The sequence below is a fragment of the Pseudarthrobacter sp. 05T312 genome (assembly GCF_056396685.1).
This window is the reverse complement of sequence record NZ_JBFTLY010000008.1, coordinates 147,070-163,973: the sequence shown is the minus strand read 5'-3', so window position 1 is coordinate 163,973 and position 16,904 is coordinate 147,070. Positions and strand designations below refer to the sequence as shown.

Annotated in this window: 18 protein-coding genes; 11 read left to right on the top strand and 7 right to left on the bottom strand. The window is 66.6% G+C overall.

Annotated elements, in window-relative coordinates; genetic code table 11:
* Positions 1–983, top strand: a 983-nt coding sequence (locus AC1DIP_RS12950) for an L-serine ammonia-lyase (RefSeq protein ID WP_477733980.1), incomplete at its 5' end; no start/stop codon positions are given.
* Between the two features lie 10 nt (positions 984–993).
* On the opposite strand, the gene AC1DIP_RS12945 is transcribed toward AC1DIP_RS12950, so the two are convergent.
* Complete coding sequence (locus tag AC1DIP_RS12945; RefSeq protein WP_477733986.1) at positions 994–1,539, bottom strand: TspO/MBR family protein; 546 nt, start codon at positions 1,537–1,539, stop codon at positions 994–996.
* Positions 1,540–1,660: 121 nt separating this feature from the next.
* Here AC1DIP_RS12945 and AC1DIP_RS12940 point away from each other — a divergent pair, with 121 nt between their 5' ends.
* The 3 genes from AC1DIP_RS12940 (at position 1,661) to AC1DIP_RS12930 (ending at position 5,756) form a co-directional block, all read left to right on the top strand.
* Complete coding sequence (locus AC1DIP_RS12940) at positions 1,661–2,794, top strand: lipid II:glycine glycyltransferase FemX (RefSeq protein ID WP_477733979.1); 1,134 nt, start codon at positions 1,661–1,663, stop codon at positions 2,792–2,794.
* A 123-nt stretch (positions 2,795–2,917) separates the two neighbouring features.
* Complete coding sequence (locus AC1DIP_RS12935; RefSeq protein WP_476209379.1) at positions 2,918–4,234, top strand: peptidoglycan bridge formation glycyltransferase FemA/FemB family protein; 1,317 nt, start codon at positions 2,918–2,920, stop codon at positions 4,232–4,234.
* Between the two features lie 34 nt (positions 4,235–4,268).
* On the top strand, positions 4,269–5,756 hold the full coding sequence (locus AC1DIP_RS12930; protein WP_476209381.1) for a threonine/serine exporter family protein: 1,488 nt from the start codon (positions 4,269–4,271) through the stop codon (positions 5,754–5,756).
* A 7-nt stretch (positions 5,757–5,763) separates the two neighbouring features.
* On the opposite strand, the gene AC1DIP_RS12925 is transcribed toward AC1DIP_RS12930, so the two are convergent.
* Both AC1DIP_RS12925 and AC1DIP_RS12920 read right to left on the bottom strand, forming a co-directional pair.
* Positions 5,764–6,603 carry a siderophore-interacting protein gene (locus AC1DIP_RS12925; RefSeq protein WP_477733978.1) on the bottom strand — a complete coding sequence of 280 codons (840 nt, stop codon included), beginning with the start codon at positions 6,601–6,603 and terminating at the stop codon, positions 5,764–5,766.
* A 13-nt stretch (positions 6,604–6,616) separates the two neighbouring features.
* A complete protein-coding gene (locus AC1DIP_RS12920) occupies positions 6,617–7,387 on the bottom strand; it encodes a uracil-DNA glycosylase (protein WP_477733977.1) in 771 nt (256 codons plus the stop codon).
* A gap of 133 nt (positions 7,388–7,520) precedes the next feature.
* On the opposite strand from AC1DIP_RS12920, the gene AC1DIP_RS12915 reads away from it, so the two are divergent.
* The 6 genes from AC1DIP_RS12915 (at position 7,521) to AC1DIP_RS12890 (ending at position 13,199) form a co-directional block, all read left to right on the top strand.
* Entirely contained in the window at positions 7,521–7,850 is a 330-nt protein-coding gene (locus tag AC1DIP_RS12915; RefSeq protein WP_476209387.1) for a DUF3263 domain-containing protein, read from the top strand.
* 52 nt (positions 7,851–7,902) lie between these two features.
* Complete coding sequence (locus AC1DIP_RS12910; RefSeq protein WP_476209389.1) at positions 7,903–8,541, top strand: LytR C-terminal domain-containing protein; 639 nt, start codon at positions 7,903–7,905, stop codon at positions 8,539–8,541.
* A 65-nt stretch (positions 8,542–8,606) separates the two neighbouring features.
* Complete coding sequence (locus tag AC1DIP_RS12905; RefSeq protein WP_141180812.1) at positions 8,607–8,813, top strand: cold-shock protein; 207 nt, start codon at positions 8,607–8,609, stop codon at positions 8,811–8,813.
* 29 nt (positions 8,814–8,842) lie between these two features.
* Positions 8,843–10,093: an ABC transporter substrate-binding protein gene (locus AC1DIP_RS12900; protein ID WP_477733976.1), complete on the top strand. Its 1,251-nt coding sequence runs from the start codon at positions 8,843–8,845 to the stop codon at positions 10,091–10,093.
* Between the two features lie 290 nt (positions 10,094–10,383).
* Positions 10,384–12,018, top strand: coding sequence for a chaperonin GroEL (gene groL, locus AC1DIP_RS12895; RefSeq protein ID WP_476209392.1), 1,635 nt, complete (start codon positions 10,384–10,386; stop codon positions 12,016–12,018).
* A 170-nt stretch (positions 12,019–12,188) separates the two neighbouring features.
* Positions 12,189–13,199 (top strand): RNase H family protein, encoded by a 1,011-nt coding sequence (locus tag AC1DIP_RS12890; protein WP_476209394.1) that lies wholly within the window; start codon positions 12,189–12,191, stop codon positions 13,197–13,199.
* Positions 13,200–13,207: 8 nt separating this feature from the next.
* On the opposite strand, the gene AC1DIP_RS12885 is transcribed toward AC1DIP_RS12890, so the two are convergent.
* From AC1DIP_RS12885 to AC1DIP_RS12870, 4 genes are all read right to left on the bottom strand, one after another.
* Positions 13,208–13,495 carry a WXG100 family type VII secretion target gene (locus AC1DIP_RS12885; protein ID WP_387566527.1) on the bottom strand — a complete coding sequence of 96 codons (288 nt, stop codon included), beginning with the start codon at positions 13,493–13,495 and terminating at the stop codon, positions 13,208–13,210.
* Positions 13,496–13,603: 108 nt separating this feature from the next.
* Positions 13,604–15,115 (bottom strand): sensor histidine kinase, encoded by a 1,512-nt coding sequence (locus AC1DIP_RS12880; protein WP_477733975.1) that lies wholly within the window; start codon positions 15,113–15,115, stop codon positions 13,604–13,606.
* Between the two features lie 2 nt (positions 15,116–15,117).
* A complete protein-coding gene (locus AC1DIP_RS12875) occupies positions 15,118–15,828 on the bottom strand; it encodes a response regulator transcription factor (RefSeq protein ID WP_056331118.1) in 711 nt (236 codons plus the stop codon).
* 73 nt (positions 15,829–15,901) lie between these two features.
* The gene (locus AC1DIP_RS12870; protein WP_477733974.1) at positions 15,902–16,402 is read right to left on the bottom strand and encodes a DUF427 domain-containing protein; all 501 of its coding nucleotides are present in this window, start codon (positions 16,400–16,402) and stop codon (positions 15,902–15,904) included.
* A 243-nt stretch (positions 16,403–16,645) separates the two neighbouring features.
* Between AC1DIP_RS12870 and AC1DIP_RS12865 the strand changes: the two genes are divergently transcribed.
* Complete coding sequence (locus AC1DIP_RS12865; RefSeq protein WP_141158041.1) at positions 16,646–16,903, top strand: hypothetical protein; 258 nt, start codon at positions 16,646–16,648, stop codon at positions 16,901–16,903.
* Position 16,904: the final 1 nt, after the last annotated feature.

Here is a 16,904-nt window from a genome sequence, read left to right as displayed (position 1 = left end):
GGTTCATCGTCCGGGAGGGGGAAGAGGACGCGGCGCAGCAGGAACTGGACGCGTCCAAGGAGGAGTTGCCGCTGCCGTTCCGGACCGCGGCGGAGTTGCTGGAGCACTGCGCGGTGACCGGGCTGGGGATCGCCGATGTGATGGTCAGGAATGAGTTGGCCTCCCGCTCGGAGGAGGAGATCCGTGCCGGGCTGCTGCATATTTGGTCCGTGATGGAGAACTGCGTCCAGACCTCGCTCAAACGCGAGGGGGTGCTGCCGGGCGGGTTGAAGGTCCGCCGCCGCGCCCCGGACTGGTATGAGCGGTTGAAGAAGGAAACCGCCCGCCCCGACGACGCCGGCAGTGACGGGCAGGACCATCACGACCCCAGGTATTGGCAGGAGTGGGTTAACTTGGTGGCGTTGGCCGTGAACGAGGAGAACGCCTCCGGTGGCCGGGTGGTCACCGCGCCGACGAACGGGGCGGCCGGGATCATCCCGGCGGTGCTGTTCTATGCCCTGCATTTCGCCCCGGGCATGGACCAGGCAACCCAGGCCGACCGGGACGGTGTGGTGGTGCGGTTCCTGCTCGCCGCCGGCGCGGTCGGGGTGCTCTACAAGGAACAGGCCTCGATTTCCGGGGCCGAGGTCGGCTGCCAGGGCGAGGTCGGCTCCGCGTCCTCGATGGCCGCCGCGGGCCTGGCCGAGGTCATGGGCGGCACGCCSGCGCAGGTGGAGAACGCCGCGGARATCGCGATGGAACACAACCTGGGCCTGACCTGTGACCCGATCGGCGGGCTGGTCCAGGTCCCCTGCATCGAGCGGAACGCGATCGCCGCCGCGAAAGCGATCAACGCCGCGAAAATGGCGCTCTGGGGCGACGGCACCCACCGCGTCTCCCTCGACGAAGTCATCATCACCATGCGCGAAACCGGCAAAGACATGTCCGACAAATACAAAGAAACCGCCATGGGCGGCCTCGCCGTCAACGTCGTCGAATGCTGACCCAGGGTGCCTAGTTATGCACTGCCGCCCACCAGTTGAGGCTGGCCGCGAACACCAGCCATGAGATGTACGGCAGCAGGAGTAACCCTGCCATCCGGCTGATGGGACCGAAATGCAGCACCGTCACCGTAACGGCAGCAATCAGGGCCAGGATGATTGCCAGGCCCAGCCACAACGCCGGCGTCCCGAGGGCGGGATAGAGGGCGAAGAACGCCGGGGTCCAGGCCAGGTTGAGGGCCAGCTGAATGCCGTAAACCACCATGGCCTGCCGTGTCCCCTCGGAACGTTGGCGCCATACCAGCCACGCTGCCAGGGCCATTGCTGCATAGAGGATGGTCCACACGGGGCCGAACACGCCGTTGGGCGGGGACCACGGGGCCTTGTCCGCGCCGGCGTACCAGCCAGTGACGTTTGCCGCCGAGGCGAAACCGCCCAGCGCCGCCACGAGCAGTGAGGCCAGCAGGAAACCGGCAAGCCCGGCCGCCTGCACGGCTGCGCTGTACGGCCGGCTTCCGCCTCCCGCGGCAGCCATGCTTTGTTCCCCGTCCGGCTTCATACCCCAACCCTTGTTGACCCTGCTGAGCTCCGTCAAGGTGGCACGCCACAACCCGGGTGACGTCGCCCTGGGAATGCTCAAGAAAAGCCGGAGCCGCCCGAGGCTTTAGACTTGAGGCTGCATGTCCGCACGCATCCAGAAGTACCGAAACCGCGCACAAACCCGATTGGACACGGCCCCCTTGCGAGAATTCACCGCACGTTTTGCCACAGCCGAGGAAATTGAGAACTGGGACAAGCACGTCACGGCCAACCCGAACGGCGGCAACATGCTGCAGTCAGCCGCCTACGCATCGGTCAAGAACGGAAGCGGCTGGAAAGTCCGGTTCCTGGTGCTGGAAAGCGGAGGGAACTCCAGCTACAACCTGGTCCTGGAAAAGAGCTTTCCCGTCCTGGGCCGGCTCTGGTACCTCATTAAGGGCCCGGACCTGGCAGGCGCAGCAGACCTGGGAGCTACCCTCAAAGCGTGCGCCCGGTTGGTCCGCAGCAGGAAGCTGAACGTCTTCACCATCAAGGTGGAACCGGACATCATCGACTCCGACGATGCGCGGCGGGAGCTCGCAGCGGCCCACCTGGCCAAGGCCCCCAACATCCAGTCCAACGACTCCACCGCCCTGCTGGACATCGCCGGCACGGAAGAGGAAGTCTTCAAGGCCATCTCCTCCCGCGCCCGGAACGCCATCCGGCGCGCAGAGCGTGAGGGCTGCCAGGTGGTCCGGCAGGAGCACGGGCCGGAAACCTACCGGGCGTTGTACGACCTGATGGCCAACACCGTCAGCGCAAAGGGGTCCATGCCGCTCCGCAGCTACGACTACTACGCCCAGTTCTGGGACGAATTCTGCAACCGCGGCCAGGGCAACTTTTTCTTCACCTACGAGGATGGGAAACCCAGCGTGGGCGCCTTCGTCATCAACTACGGTGCCAAGGCCACTTACAAGGACGGCGGCTCCACGCAGAACCGCAAGCAGTACGGGGATTCGCACCTGGTGCAGTGGACCGCCATAAAGCGGATGCAGGAACTGGGCTGCACGGAATACGACTTCTGTGGAACCCCGCCGGCTGCGCGCATCAAGGACAAGACCCACAACCTCTACGGCATGGGGATGTTCAAGACCAGCTTCACCAAGACCGTCACCGACTTTGTGGGCTGCCACGACTACGTCCTGTCCCCACTCCGGCACCGGCTCTGGGTCAACGGCGGGGAAAAGGTGTTCCGCCGGATCGAAACCGCACGCACCGGCCAGCAGTTCTACTGACCAGCTCCCCCCAGCGCCAACACCCAAGCATCCGCCGGGCCGCACGCACCTGTGCAGCCTGCCCCGAACACCGTCCGCCCCGCGAGCCCCCCGGCCGCGAAGAGTCGAGAAGAAGGTCACCCCTTGAACACAGTTTCCGCCGCTACCGGGCTAGAATACGCCAACCTCAGCGACGCCGACTTCGAGGCCTTCGCCCTGAAGCACCCGCAGAACAGTTTCCTGCAGTCCATCGACTTTGCCCGCTTCCAGCGCGCCCGCGGCCAGCAGGTGGAACTCTTCGGGGTGCGGCGCGACGGCGAACTTGTCGCCGTCGGAAAGCTCAACTTCACCACCACCCGGCTGGGCTACACCGTCTGCGAATGCGCCAAGGGCCCCCTCATGGACTACACGGACCGCGAACTGGTGGGCGCCGTCGTCGGACTCCTCCGCAAGCACGCGGCCGCCCGCAAAGCCGCCGAGCTGCGGATCTCTCCCAACATCCGGTACATCGCACGGGACGCCGACGGCGCGGAGCAGCCGGACGTCGAAGACAACCGGCCGCTGGTGGCAGACCTGGAGCGACTGGGATTCCAGCACCAGGGCCTGGACATGAACTTCGTCAACGTCAACTGGATGTTCATCAAGAACCTGGTGGGGATCCAGGACGCCGAAGAACTGATCATGGGCACCAGCTACCGGACGCGGAAAGCCATCCGCAAGGCGGAGAAAAACGGCGTGTTCCTCGAACAGGCCACCCTGGAAACCCTTGACGATTTTTACGGCGCCCTAAGCCGCGCCGGCGACGAAAAGGGCTTCGTGTACCGCGAACGCGCCTACTACGAGAACCTGCTCCGCACCACCTCCGCGGAATTCACCAAGCTGATGATGGCCAAGATCGACATCCCTGCCTACCGCAAGTCCATCACCGAACGCCTGGCCGCGGAGTCAGCCACGGCAGCCGAACTCCGCCGCGAGGTTGAGGAGACCGGCAGCAAGAAGAAGGCCAACCGGCTCAAGGTGGTCCAGGACCTGGTGGACAGCTACGAGCGGAGCCTGAAGGACATCGAGCGGTTCCCCGACTCGGTTGGAACGGCAACCGTGGCAGCCATCCACTTCGTTTGCTACGGCGACGAGGTGGTGTGCGTCATCGGCGGCACCGTCCAGGACTACATCTACTTCAACGGCGCAACCTCCCTCTACTGGGGAATGATGCTGCACGCCCTGGAGAAGGGCTACCCGCGCTACAACTTCTACGGCACGTTCGGCATCTCCGGGCAGGACGAGGAAGGCCACGGCGGCTACGAGTTCAAGAAGGGCTTCGGCGGTGAGGTGGTCCAGCTGGTGGGCGACTTCGTCCTGCCGGTGCGCCCGGCCGTCTTCCATGCCAACAAGCTCGCCAGGTCCGCCGCGGCGGCCGCCCGCACACTGCTGGGCAAACTGCCGCTGAAGCGCGCATCCTGACAGTCCATTAACCGCGCACAGGGAGGAAACGGGCATGACCAACCGGCCCGAACGGCCAGGGTCCAGGCCGACAACTGACGGCCTGCCCAAGACTGAGCCGCTGACCCCTGCGCAGCTCCGGCAGGATGCTGCGGCCAAGCGGATGCTGCGCCGCCTGGTCCAGGGCGAAAACCCTCCCACGGCCCCGTTAAGCATTGTGGACCGGTTGGCTGGCAGCCCGTACGCCAACCCCACCATCCAGGTGGGCGGCGTGGACACCTCAGCGCGCAAAACCCTGGACTTCGCCCTGCACCTTGCGGAAACCATGTTCCGTTACGGCGCCGGAGCCCTCGAAGTCGAAACCAGCATCATCGCCGTCACGGCGGCCCTGGGGCTGAAGAACATCGAGGTGGACATCACCAACCAGTCCGTAGGCATCAACTACGCACCCAAGGACCAGACCCCCATCGCCCTGCTGCGCGTGGTGCGGTCATGGACCAATAACTACGCAGGCCTGGCCAAGGTGCACCAGCTGGTCACCGACATCGTCGCCGGCGGCGTGGGCCGTGACGAGGCGATCCGCAGGCTCAACGAGGCCATCACCAGCCCCAAGCCGTACCCCCGGTGGATGGTGACCGTGGCGTTCGGCATTTTCGCGGCGGTCTTCGTGGGAGTGCTGGGCGGCGGCCTGGTGTCATCGGCGATCGCGTTCGCGGCAAATATCGGGATCAGCCTGCTGGCCCGGCAGCTGGGACGCTGGCGGGTCCCTGACTTCTTCATCACCGCCAGCTGCTCCTTTGTGGTCACCATCCTGGCGCTGCTGCTATGGCAGCTGGGGCTCACCACGTCACCATCAATCGTGGTGGTGGGCGGCATCCTTCTGCTCCTGCCTACCGGCCGCCTGGTGTCCTCCGTGCAGGACGCCATCAACGGCTTCCCCGTCACCGCGGCGGGCCGGTTCCTGTCCACCCTCCTGACCTTCGGCGCCATCGTGGCAGGAATTGCCGTTGCCTTTGTCGTGGGGGAGCTGACCGGGCTGCAGCGCATCGACGTCACCCAGACTTTCCCGCCCGCCTACGACCTCTGGGTCCTCATTCTCTTCGTGGCGGCAGCCGTGATGGCTATCGGCATCACGGAACAGACCACCTGGAAGCTGCTGCTGCCCACGGCAGCGGTGGGTGTCGCCGGTTACCTGGTGCTGCTCGGCTGCGGGCTGTTGGGTATCGGTGACCGGTTCGCCCCTGCCATCGCCGCCGTCATCATTGGCCTGCTGGCCCGGGTGGTGGCACTGCGCATGGGTGCACCGCAGCTCGTGGTGGCAGTGCCCGCGGCGCTGATCCTGCTGCCTGGCCTCACGATATTCCGGTCAATGTATGTGCTCACCGTTGAGGAATCCGAGGTCCTGGCGGGCGCCGGCGGGATGCTCAGTGCCGGCGCCATTGTGCTGGGCACGGCAGGGGGCATCGTCCTGGGCGACGTGCTGGCGCGTCCGCTGACCCGCAGCCTTGCCAGCAACGAGCGGCGCCGGGCGCGCCGCCGCTAGCAACAAGCTAAATCTGCCCGACCGGAAGTTTCTTCTCAGCCTGGAACACGTCCTCCACCCGGCCCTGGGCCCAGTAGCCGGAAAGGGACACCTGGCGGCGTTCCAGGCCACGCTGCTTGAACAGGACCTCCCGCAGCGCCTTCATGTAGCCGCGTTCACCGTGCGCAAAGACGTCCACGGTGCCGCTGGGCCATTCCGCGTCCGCCACGGCGTTGACCAGCAGGTCGCTGGAACCGGCCGGTGTGCCGTTGCGGGGCAGCCAGGTCACCTGCAGTCCCGCAGGCGCCGAAAGGGGCTGGATGTCGGCTTCGGAGCCGACCTCCAGGAAAGCAAGGCCGGTTGCCCCCGCCGGGAGGGCCTCGATGCTGGCGGCGATGGCGGGCAGCGCCGCTTCGTCACCGGCAAAGAGATACCAGTCTGCCCCGGGATTGGGGTTGTACGCACCGCCTGGACCGGTGAACGTCAGGGTCTCGCCAGGCTGGGCCTTGGCCGCCCAGGGACCGGCGAGCCCTTCGTCGCCATGGACCACGAAGTCGATGGCCAGTTCCCGGGTTTCCGGGTCCACCCAGCGCACCGTATAAGTGCGGGTGAAGGGCCACTGGTCGCGCGGCATGGTTTCCCGGACCACCTCCAGATCCAAGGGGGAGGGGTATTCCACATCCGGCTGCGGGAAGATGATTTTCACGTACCGGTCAACGAACCCGTTGTTGACGAAATCGCCAAAACCCTCTCCACCGGCCACCACCCGGACCATGTGCGGGGACAGCTGCTCCTTGCGCAGCACGGTGAGGTTGACCTGCGGACGGCTCTTCTTGGTCGCGCTGGTGGCGGCGGGGACATTGCTCATAGGGCAAGCCTAGCTAGGGCAGCGGCGGGAGTTCCCAGGTTACGTCCGCTGCCCCCTGCTCCCGGAGCAGTTGGTTTACGCGGCTGAACGGCTTCGAGCCAAAAAACCCGCGGGACGCGGACAACGGACTGGGGTGGGCGCTAGTGATGGCTGGCGTGCCGGCAAGGAGCGGCCGGACCGCCTCAGCCTCCTTGCCCCACAACAGGGCCACCAAGGGCAACCCCGACCCGTCCGGCGCCTTGCGTGCGGCCAGCGCGGTGACTGCCGCCGTCGTAATTTCCTCCCAGCCCTTGCCCCGGTGTGAGCCGGCCGCGCCCGCCCTGACGGTAAGGACCCGGTTCAGGAGCAGCACGCCCTGGTCCGTCCACGCCGACAGGTCGCCATGGACGCGCGGGGGAATGCCCAGATCGGATTCCAGCTCCCGGTAGATGTTCACGAGGCTGCGGGGGAGGGGGCGCGTGCGTGGGTCGACGGAAAACGACAGGCCGACGGCGTGTCCCGGCGTGGGGTAGGGGTCCTGGCCCACGATGAGGACCTTCACGCCGGCGAGCGGCTGGCGGAAAGCGCGCAGGACGTTCGCCGGCGGCGGCAGGAGCTGGTGCCCGGCTGCCTCCTCGCCTGCCAGGAAGGCCAGCACCTTCCGCAGCTGGGCTTCCACGCCCTGAAGCGCCGAGGCCCAGTCCGGAGCCATGAGCTCCGCGAGCGGCAGCTTTGCCAGGCCGGCAAAGCTGAGCGTGTCCGCCGGGTCCTGCTGGAGCTCAAACAGCGCATCCGATTCAACCATCGTTCCATTGTCGCAGGGACCGTGTGGAGCCGGGCATCATGCGGTGGCGGCGGCCGCAGCCGAATGACACCGCTGTTATTCGGCGGCTAGCATAGGGGTAAGACATTGACCGTAACCAGCGAAGGAGTGCGCCGTGGCGGAACCGGCCCGGGAACACCTGCCGGAGCAGGACCCGCGGAAGTCCCTCCTGGCGGACTTCATCCTCCGCGAGTCCTCCTTGTCAGAGCGCGAACAGCAGATGCTGGCCCTGGAACGGCAGTGGTGGAAGTACGCGGGAGCCAAGGAACAGGCCATTCGCGACCTCTTTGACCTCTCCGCAACCCACTACTACCAGCTCCTCAACGCACTGATCGACCGCGAGGACGCCGTGGCCCACGATCCCATGCTGGTCAAGAGATTGCGTAGACTACGTACGTCGCGCCACCGTGCGCGTACTGCCCGGCGCCTGGGATCCGACGCTTAAGAACGCCCCAGGCCGGGACAACAGCCGCAATCAACAAGGATGTCCTTCCACCATGACCAGATACGCCCGCGATGAATTCGACAAGGTCCCCGAGGCCGCGTCGCGACAAGGTGTCCACCGGACGGCTTCGGCCCCGTCCCGGGTACGGCTTTGGCCCATCCTGGCGGTAGGAATGGCAGCCCTTGCCATTGGGCTGGTGTCCTTCCTGATCCTTCCCAAACTCGGCTTCAACGCCACCGCGAGCCAGGCCTCCGCAAGCGTGGAGTCAGCCCCGCTGCCCGGCACCGGATCCACGCCCACGGCCACGCAGGCTGCCGGCTCCGCCGCAACGGGGACCCCCACGCCGTCCGCCGCTGCCGGGCCAACCCAGGGCAGTGAGCCAGAGCCCACGTCCTCGGCCACCCAGCAGGCCGTGGTCGACAGGACGCAGGCAGTGGCTGTCTACAACGCCGCCGGCACGGCCGGGCTGGCCAGCCGGGTAGGCGGGACGGTCCAGGCCGACGGCTGGCGGCTCGGCCCGGTGGGCAACTGGTCCGGCGCCCCGCAAAAGTCCTCCGTGATCTTCTATGCCGGCCCGCAGCAACTGGCAAGCGCCCAGGAACTCGCCGGGCTGCTGAATATCCCCACCGTTGTGAGCAGCACCGAGTTCCAGGCACCGCTCGTCGTGGTCCTTGGCCCGGGTTACCGGTAGCCGCACACCGTCCCGTTACGCCGGTCTGGTCTCCACCCGGCCCCCGATGGAAAGAGTTGTTGATCATGGCACTGGGAACCGTCAAATGGTTCAACGCTGAAAAGGGCTACGGCTTTATCACCGTTGACGGCTCCGGTGACGACATCTTTGTCCACTGGTCCGCCATCCAGGGGGAGGGGTACCGTGCCCTGGCCGAGGGACAGCGGGTCCAACTCGACGTCGGCGAGGGTGAAAAAGGTCCGCAGGCGGAAAACGTCCGGCCCGCGCAGTGATGCCCGCCTTGCGTCCCGGAAGCCGTGTCATGCCGGTCCTCGCGCTCTCCCTGGGAGCTGTCCTTTCGCTGGGTGCATGCGCCGGCACCGGCGGGAACGCCAGGGTGGAACCGGCCGAGGCGTCCGGCGACGGTGTGCTCCGGGTGGGCGTGGTCCTGGACAACGCCGGTGAGAACGCCTTCCTCAACGCCCCGCAACTGGCTGCCGCCAAGCTTGCCATCCAGGACATCAACGCCGCCGGCGGGCATAAAGGCCGGCCGGTGGAGCTCCTTCCGGTGCACCCGGACGAGGACGCTGCCAAGCAGGCAAGCGACGCGGCGGCCGCCAAAGCGGACGTGGTGATCGGGCCCACCGACTCCAGCCATGCCCCGGCAGCGGCGGATATCCTGTCCCGTGCACGCATCCCCCTGATCTCTCCGGCCAATACCGCTGCCGCTCTTTCCGGGCTGGCCAGCGGCGGCTACTACTTCCGGACCGCAGCAGCCGACGTCGCGCAAGGGCCCGTGCTGGCCAAACTTGCCAAGGACGCCGGCGCCGCCACGATCAGCGTGCTGTACCAGGAAGGCACCTACGGCAAGGACCTCTCGGCAGCCGTCACGGATGCAGCCAAAGGGTCCGGACTCACGGTCCTGCCGGGCGCCGGTTTCAAGGCCGGTGCCGCCGCGGAAGCCGCCCGCTCCGCCTCCAAGGCCAAACCGGACGCCGTCGTCCTGATTGCCCGCGAGGGTGCACAGGGCGCGCTGGTGGAACTGAACAATGCAGGCCTTGCCGGCTCCCGGATCATCCTCAGCGACGGCGCGTTTGCCCGCTACGGGTCCGGGCTCGCACCCAGGACACTCGAAGGCGCCCGCGCCGTGGTTCCCGGACAGCTGCCCAGCGCTGCGTTCCAGGCGAAACTGCTGGCCGTCGACCCGGCACTCAAGGATGTCTCCTTCGCCGCTGAAACCTACGACGCCGTCACGCTGGCGGCCCTCGCCGCGGCCCGTGCCCAGGATGACGCCGGACGCTCCATTGCCGCGAACCTGGTCCCGGTCTCCGGGGGAACGGCTTCTTCCGGTGCCGGTGCCGGTGCCGGCACGCCGGCCGCTCCCTGCCTGAGCTACAAGGAGTGCCTCGGCGGCCTTGCGGGCAGCCCGGACATCAATTACGACGGCGAATCGGGCCCGGTTGCCTTCGATTCCAACGGGGACATCACCTCAGCCGCTTTCTCCGTGTACACCTTCGGGGCTGACAACAACCCCTCGCTGTCCGGCCGGGAGACGTCGGGCCACTCCGGCTGATCGCCCTGGGCGAAGCGGCCCCGTCCTGCGGCGCGTTACGCGTCTTTTCGCTTGCACTCTCACCTGGGGAGTGCTAATTATTGACTTAGCACTCTGACGCACCGACTGCTAAAGCAACGCCTGGTTCCGGCCGGCAGCGCACGGCAGCGGTCGACGAGCGAAAGAAACACCTCACTTCAGTGAGATCCCCGCCCGGAGGCATACAGAGGCCGCCGGCAAAGGATCGTCCGTCGCGGGCACTGCAGCGAAGGTTCATTCTTAACGACTGTCCCGAAAGGACTATTGCCGTTATGGCCAAGATCATTGCATTTGATGAAGAGGCACGCCGCGGCCTTGAGCGTGGCCTGAACACCCTCGCCGACGCCGTTAAGGTCACCCTCGGCCCGCGTGGACGCAACGTCGTCCTCGAAAAGAAGTGGGGCGCCCCCACGATCACCAACGATGGTGTTTCCATCGCCAAGGAGATCGAGCTGGACGATCCTTACGAGAAGATCGGCGCCGAGCTGGTCAAGGAAGTTGCCAAGAAGACCGACGACGTTGCAGGCGACGGCACCACCACGGCAACCGTCCTGGCCCAGGCCCTGGTCAAGGAAGGCCTGCGCAACGTTGCTGCCGGCGCCGACCCGCTGTCCCTCAAGCGCGGCATCGAGAAGGCTGTTGAGGCCGTCACCGCCGAACTGCTGAACTCCGCCAAGGAAATCGAAACCAAGGAAGAGATCGCGGCCACCGCCTCCATCTCCGCCGGTGACGACGAGATCGGTGCCCTCATCGCCGAAGCCCTCGACAAGGTGGGCAAGGAAGGCGTCATCACGGTCGAGGAGTCCAACACCTTCGGCCTGGAGCTGGAACTCACCGAAGGCATGCGCTTCGACAAGGGCTACATCTCCGCCTACTTTGTCACCGACGCTGAGCGTCAGGAAACGGTCCTCGAGGATCCGTACATCCTGATCGTCAACTCCAAGATCTCCAACGTCAAGGAACTGGTTGCTGTCCTGGAAAAGGTCATGCAGTCCAACAAGCCGCTGCTGATCATTGCCGAGGACATCGAGGGTGAGGCCCTGGCCACGCTGATCGTGAACAAGATCCGCGGCACCTTCAAGTCCGTCGCCGTCAAGGCTCCGGGCTTCGGCGACCGCCGCAAGGCCCAGCTCGCCGACATCGCCGTCCTCACCGGCGGCCAGGTCATCTCCGAAGAAGTTGGCCTCAAGCTGGAGACTGCCGGCCTGGAGCTCCTGGGCCAGGCCCGCAAGGTTGTTGTCACCAAGGACGAGACCACCATCGTCGAAGGTGCCGGCGACGCCGACCAGATCGCCGGCCGCGTTTCCCAGATCCGCGCCGAGATCGAGAACTCCGACTCCGACTACGACCGCGAGAAGCTGCAGGAGCGCCTGGCCAAGCTGGCCGGCGGCGTTGCAGTCATCAAGGCCGGAGCCGCAACCGAGGTTGAGCTCAAGGAGCGCAAGCACCGCATCGAAGACGCAGTGCGCAACGCGAAGGCTGCCGTTGAAGAAGGCATCGTTGCCGGTGGCGGCGTGGCCCTGATCCAGGCCGGCGCCAAGGCATTTGCCAACCTTCAGCTCTCCGGCGACGAAGCAACGGGCGCCAACATCGTCCGTGTTGCCATCGACGCGCCGCTGAAGCAGATTGCCTTCAACGCCGGCATGGAGCCGGGCGTGGTTGTCGACAAGGTCCGCGGCCTGCCCGCCGGCCACGGCCTGAACGCAGCAACCGGTGAATACACCGACCTGCTGGCAGCCGGCGTCAACGACCCGGTCAAGGTAACCCGCTCTGCCCTGCAGAACGCGGCGTCCATCGCCGGCCTGTTCCTCACCACCGAAGCAGTGGTTGCTGACAAGCCGGAGAAGGCTGCAGCCCCCGCCGGTGGCGACGACATGGGTGGCATGGGCGGCATGGGCGGCTTCTAAGCCTCCCCGGCCGGGACCCTGCCCGCCAAACCGCAGAATGCGGCTCCCTCTTCGGAGGGGGCCGCATTTTCGTTATGGCAGGGGAGCCGATGAGGGCCGGGACGGCATCCGGTGGACACTCTTGCGAGGGAGCGGGGCCGGGTGTCGGCCGCTTCTGGCAGGATGGACCAGTGACGATTACTGCAGCGGCTGATGGTTCGGCCTTGGGAAACCCCGGCCCGGCCGGCTGGGCCTGGTATGTGAACGACGATTGCTGGCGAGCCGGCGGCTGGCCCCATGGGACCAACAACCAGGGGGAGCTGATGGCCGTCCTGGATCTCCTGCGCGCTACCGCGCACCTGCCGGGGGAAGACCTGCGCATCCTCTGCGACAGCCAGTACGTGATCAATTCCATTACCAAATGGATGCCGGGATGGAAACGCAAAGGATGGCGCAAGGCCGATGGCAAGCCCGTCCTCAACGTGGAACTGCTGAAGGAACTCGACCGCGAACTGGCCGGACGCACCTACACGTTCGAATGGGTCAAGGGCCACGCCGGGCACGACCTCAATGAAGCTGCCGATGAACGGGCCAGGGCCGCGGCCACGGCGTACCAGCAGGGAGTGGCGGCACGGTCAGGCCCAGGGTTCCCCGGCGGGCACCACCCGGGGGCCGCCGAACGTCCGGCGGCGGCGCAGGCGGCGTCAGGCGTCGGCGTCCCGCCGGCGACGCTGGATATCCCGGCTCCCGCGCCGGCCCGTTCCGCGGCGCCGGTGCCAGCCTACGAGGAACCCGACCTGTTCAGTGAGCTGGACAATGAAGCCCTTGAAGTGGCGGAAGCAACCCAGCAGGCGGGCTCGATTCGGCCCGAAGCACTGGTGGAAGAGCTCGAACGTGAGCTGCTGGGCCCGCTGGTGCGGGGCGATATCGGGCGGACCGCCGTCCTTCTCCACCCGGACTTCATGGAAATCGGCAGTTCGGGAAGGGTGTGGACCCGGGATGCCATGATGATGGCCCTGGAAGAGGACCCGGGGGAACGGACCGATATTGAAATCCTGGGTGCAGAGCGCATCGGCGCCGCCGCGGTCCTGCTAACCTACCGAAGCTTTGCGCGCTCCGGCACGACGCTCCGCAGCTCGCTGTGGGTCCTTGACGGGGGACGCTGGCGGCTGCGCTTCCACCAGGGAACCCCTGAGGCCTGACCGCCAAGTCAGCTGAACCGCTGGGCGTTGCCCTGTTCGGCCTGGGCGTAGGTGGCGGCGGCAGAGGCAAGGGCGGCATTGATGGATGCCAACGACGCCTCCACCCGGCCCTGGGTGATGGTCCACTCGGTCACGAGCGCCTGGAAGTTGGTGGCTGCGGAACCCCGCCAGGAACCCTGCAGTTCGTCCAGCCCGCGCTTCATGGCGTGGACATCGGCGCTGATCCGGTCCACGGTGGCCTGCACGTTGGCGGACTTTAGCTGCAGCAGGTCTGTATCGACGGAAATGATGCTCATGGCTCTGCCTCTCGGATACGGCGGGGCTTGCTGCCCCCGTGCCCGGCGGTTCCGGGCTACTGGGACGAGCCTATGGAGCCGCGGCAGGCGTGGACCATGACCGGCCGGCTATATGTGGATAACCGATCCGTCGCCGCCCCTGGCACGGGCAGTGCTGCCGTCCGCTTCTTCCTGGCCGTCTCCTCCACCATCGCGGGGTGCGTCGTCCCGACGCGGCAGGCTGACCACCAGTGTGGCGCCGCCGCCGTCGGTCTTTTCCACCCGCACCGTCCCGCCGTGGGAGCCCACGATTGCCGCCACGATGGCCAGGCCCAGGCCACTGCCACCGGTCTCCCTGGTGCGGGACGTGTCAGCCCGGTAGAAGCGCTCGAAGACCTTGGCTGCGTCCTCTTCCGAAATGCCGGGCCCGTGGTCCCGTACCTCGATCACGGACCGCTCCCCGCCACCGGTTCCCCGGACCCCGACAGCAAGTTCGATCGGGCTCCCCTCCGGGGTGTAGCGCAGGGCGTTGCCCACGAGGTTTCCCACCACCTGGCGCAGCTTGGCCTCATCACCGAGCACGGGCGCCGGTCCCGCCGGGCCGCCGTCGAGCCCGGTCAGGGAGATCGCCCGGGACCGGTCGCTTGCCTGGGTGTCCACTACGGCATCGTGCGCAATCAGCTGCAGGTCAACCGGCTTTTGCTGCAGCGGGCGCTGCTCGTCGAGGCGGGCCAGCAGGAGCAGGTCCTCCACCATGGACCCCATACGCTTGGCTTCGCTTTCGATCCGGCCCATGGCGGTGGCCACGTCTTCGTCCGTGGCCAGGGCGCCGTGGCGGTACAGCTCGGAGAACCCGCGGATGGTGACCAGCGGCGTGCGGAGCTCGTGGGACGCGTCCGCGGCGAAGCGGCGCATCCGTGCCTCCGAGGCAGTCCGGGCGGCGAACGCAGTCTCGATATGCGCAAGCATGGCGTTCAGGGAGCTGCTCAGGCGGCCCAGTTCGGTGGTCGGGTTCTCCACTTCGACGCGGCGGGAGAGGTCCCCGGCGGCAATGGCGGCCGCCGTCTTCTCCACCCTGGCCAGCGGGCGGAAGGAACGGGACACGGTCCAGCTGGCAATGAGCGAAGCCAGCAGCAGCGTCAGCAGGCCTACCCCCGTAACCACCAAGGTGGCATGCTTCAGGACGTCGTCCACGCTCTCCAGGGGCAGCCCGATGACCACCACGGCAGTGGTTTGCCCGTTCTGGACCGTCACCGCCACTACGCGCCAGTTCTCCCCGTCCGTCCCGCGGACCTGGAAGGGGGCAAGATCCCTGGCCTGGGCCTGGTCGACCGTGATGGCGCTGATGTCCGGGTGGTCGTCCGGGTCGCCGCCGAAGGTATACGGCTGCTCTCCGGGGGCGAAGAACATCAGCGAGTAATCCGTGGGAATCGGGCTGGGTGCCTGCAGCTGGGTGAAGGAGCGCTGTTTCCGGGCAGAGTCGACGGCGGCGTTCAGTTTGTCATCCACCTGGCCCTGGAGGTAGCTGTGCAGCAGCGTCAGGGTGACCGCGCCGGTCACCGTCAGGGCCACGATCAGCAGGGCCATGATCATGGCCACCAGCTGCGACCTGAGGGAGGCCGACTTCCACCGCTTCAGCAAGGTCAGCGCTTTTCAGCCGTCCGCAGGACGTAGCCCACGCCGCGCTTGGTCTGGATCAGGGCCGGCGCCTCCGGGTCGATGTCCACCTTCCGCCGCAGGTAGGAAATGTAGGACTCCACGATGGACGCGTCGCCGTTGAAGTTGTACTCCCAGACGTGGTCCAGGATCTGCGACTTGGACAGGACCCGGTTGGGGTTGAGCATGAGGTAGCGCAGCAGCTTGAACTCGGTGGGGGACAGTTCGATGACGGTTCCGCCGCGCCGCACCTCGTGGGCGTCGTCGTCGAGCTCCAGGTCGTCCACCCGGATGACGGCGTCGTCGTCCAGCAGCGGCTGGGTGCGGCGGAGCACGGCCCGGATCCTGGCCACCACTTCGTCCAGGCTGAAGGGTTTGGTGACATAGTCGTCACCGCCGACCGTCAGGCCGGTGACCTTGTCCTCGGTGTCGTCCTTGGCGGTCAGGAAGAGGACAGGGAAGTGCTTGCCGGAGGCACGGAGCCGGCGGGTCACGGTGAAGCCGTCCATGTCGGGGAGCATGACATCCAGCACGGCCAGGTCGGGGGCGTGGGTATCGGCAGCGGCAAGGGCATCGCGGCCGTTGGCGGCGGAGACCACTTCAAAACCGGCAAACCGCAGCGACGTGGAGAGGAGCTCGCGGATGTTGGGTTCATCATCGACGACGAGCAGCCGGGCTTCTGGACCGTTCTTGTTCATGTTCCCATCATGCTCCCAGTCTCTGGGAGTTGTCTGGATATTCGTTGTGAGCATGATGGAGGTGGGCTTGCGGTTACCAGTCCATGGTTCCCGGTTCGCCCTTGAACGGGCCCACCACCCGGCTGGTGATCCAGCCGCCATAGAAGCGGCCGGGCTGCGCCTGGACCCGTTCCCCGTCCACCTCGCAGTAGTCCATCCGGCCGGGGTAGACGGCCACCCGGTCGGCGAGGGCCTCGAACCCGGACGCCGGCTCGGGGTAGGACCAGGCGGCGCCCTCCGCTTCCTTCCCGCCGCCGCGAACGGTGAGGTACTTCGCCGAGCCCTTGAACTCGCAGAAGCTGCTGCCCGACGCAGGCTCCAGCGCGTCCTCGGCGAATGCCGACCTGGGGACGTAGTACACCGGCGGATGGCTGGTCTCGAGAACCCGCAGGGAATCGGTGGTGTCCAGGATCAGCTCCCCGCCCAGGACGATGCGTACCCGTTCGCTGCTGGGTTCAATCCGCGGCGGCCTGGGATAGTCCCATACGGACTCCTGCCCGGGCCCGGGGACGGCCGGAACAATTCTTGTAGTCATGGTTCCAGTGTGCGTCCGTGTGCGGCGTTCCGCACGCGGGAACCCAATCCGCGTCGAGAACGTTCCGCTTCCCGCATCTTCCCCAGCCCGTAGTGCGGGAATACAGTGATGCTTGCCGGACGGTCAAGCCCGGCACCAGCGCTCCACAGGACCACCGGCAGCTGCTCCCTGCCGCCCCGGTGGCTCCTTCCAATAGCGGTAGTTATCCGATAGCTCCTGGCCCATCGAAGGGGATCGACCATCATGACTGACCTGAGTGCCACTGAAAAACCCGCTGCCAGTGAACGCAGCATCCGGGACTGGGCGGACCTTGCCGAGGAGATGTGGTCCTATCTCACCGGCAAAGGCGCGGCAATCAATTACCAGTTCGTTGACATGACCGTGGAAGTTCCGCGTGACATCGGACCGGACGCACCGCGTGCCACCTGGAAACTCAACGGAAGCCTGCGCGTCACCACCAGCGACCGGGACGCGGCAGGATCGGATTCGAACCGCGGTTGAC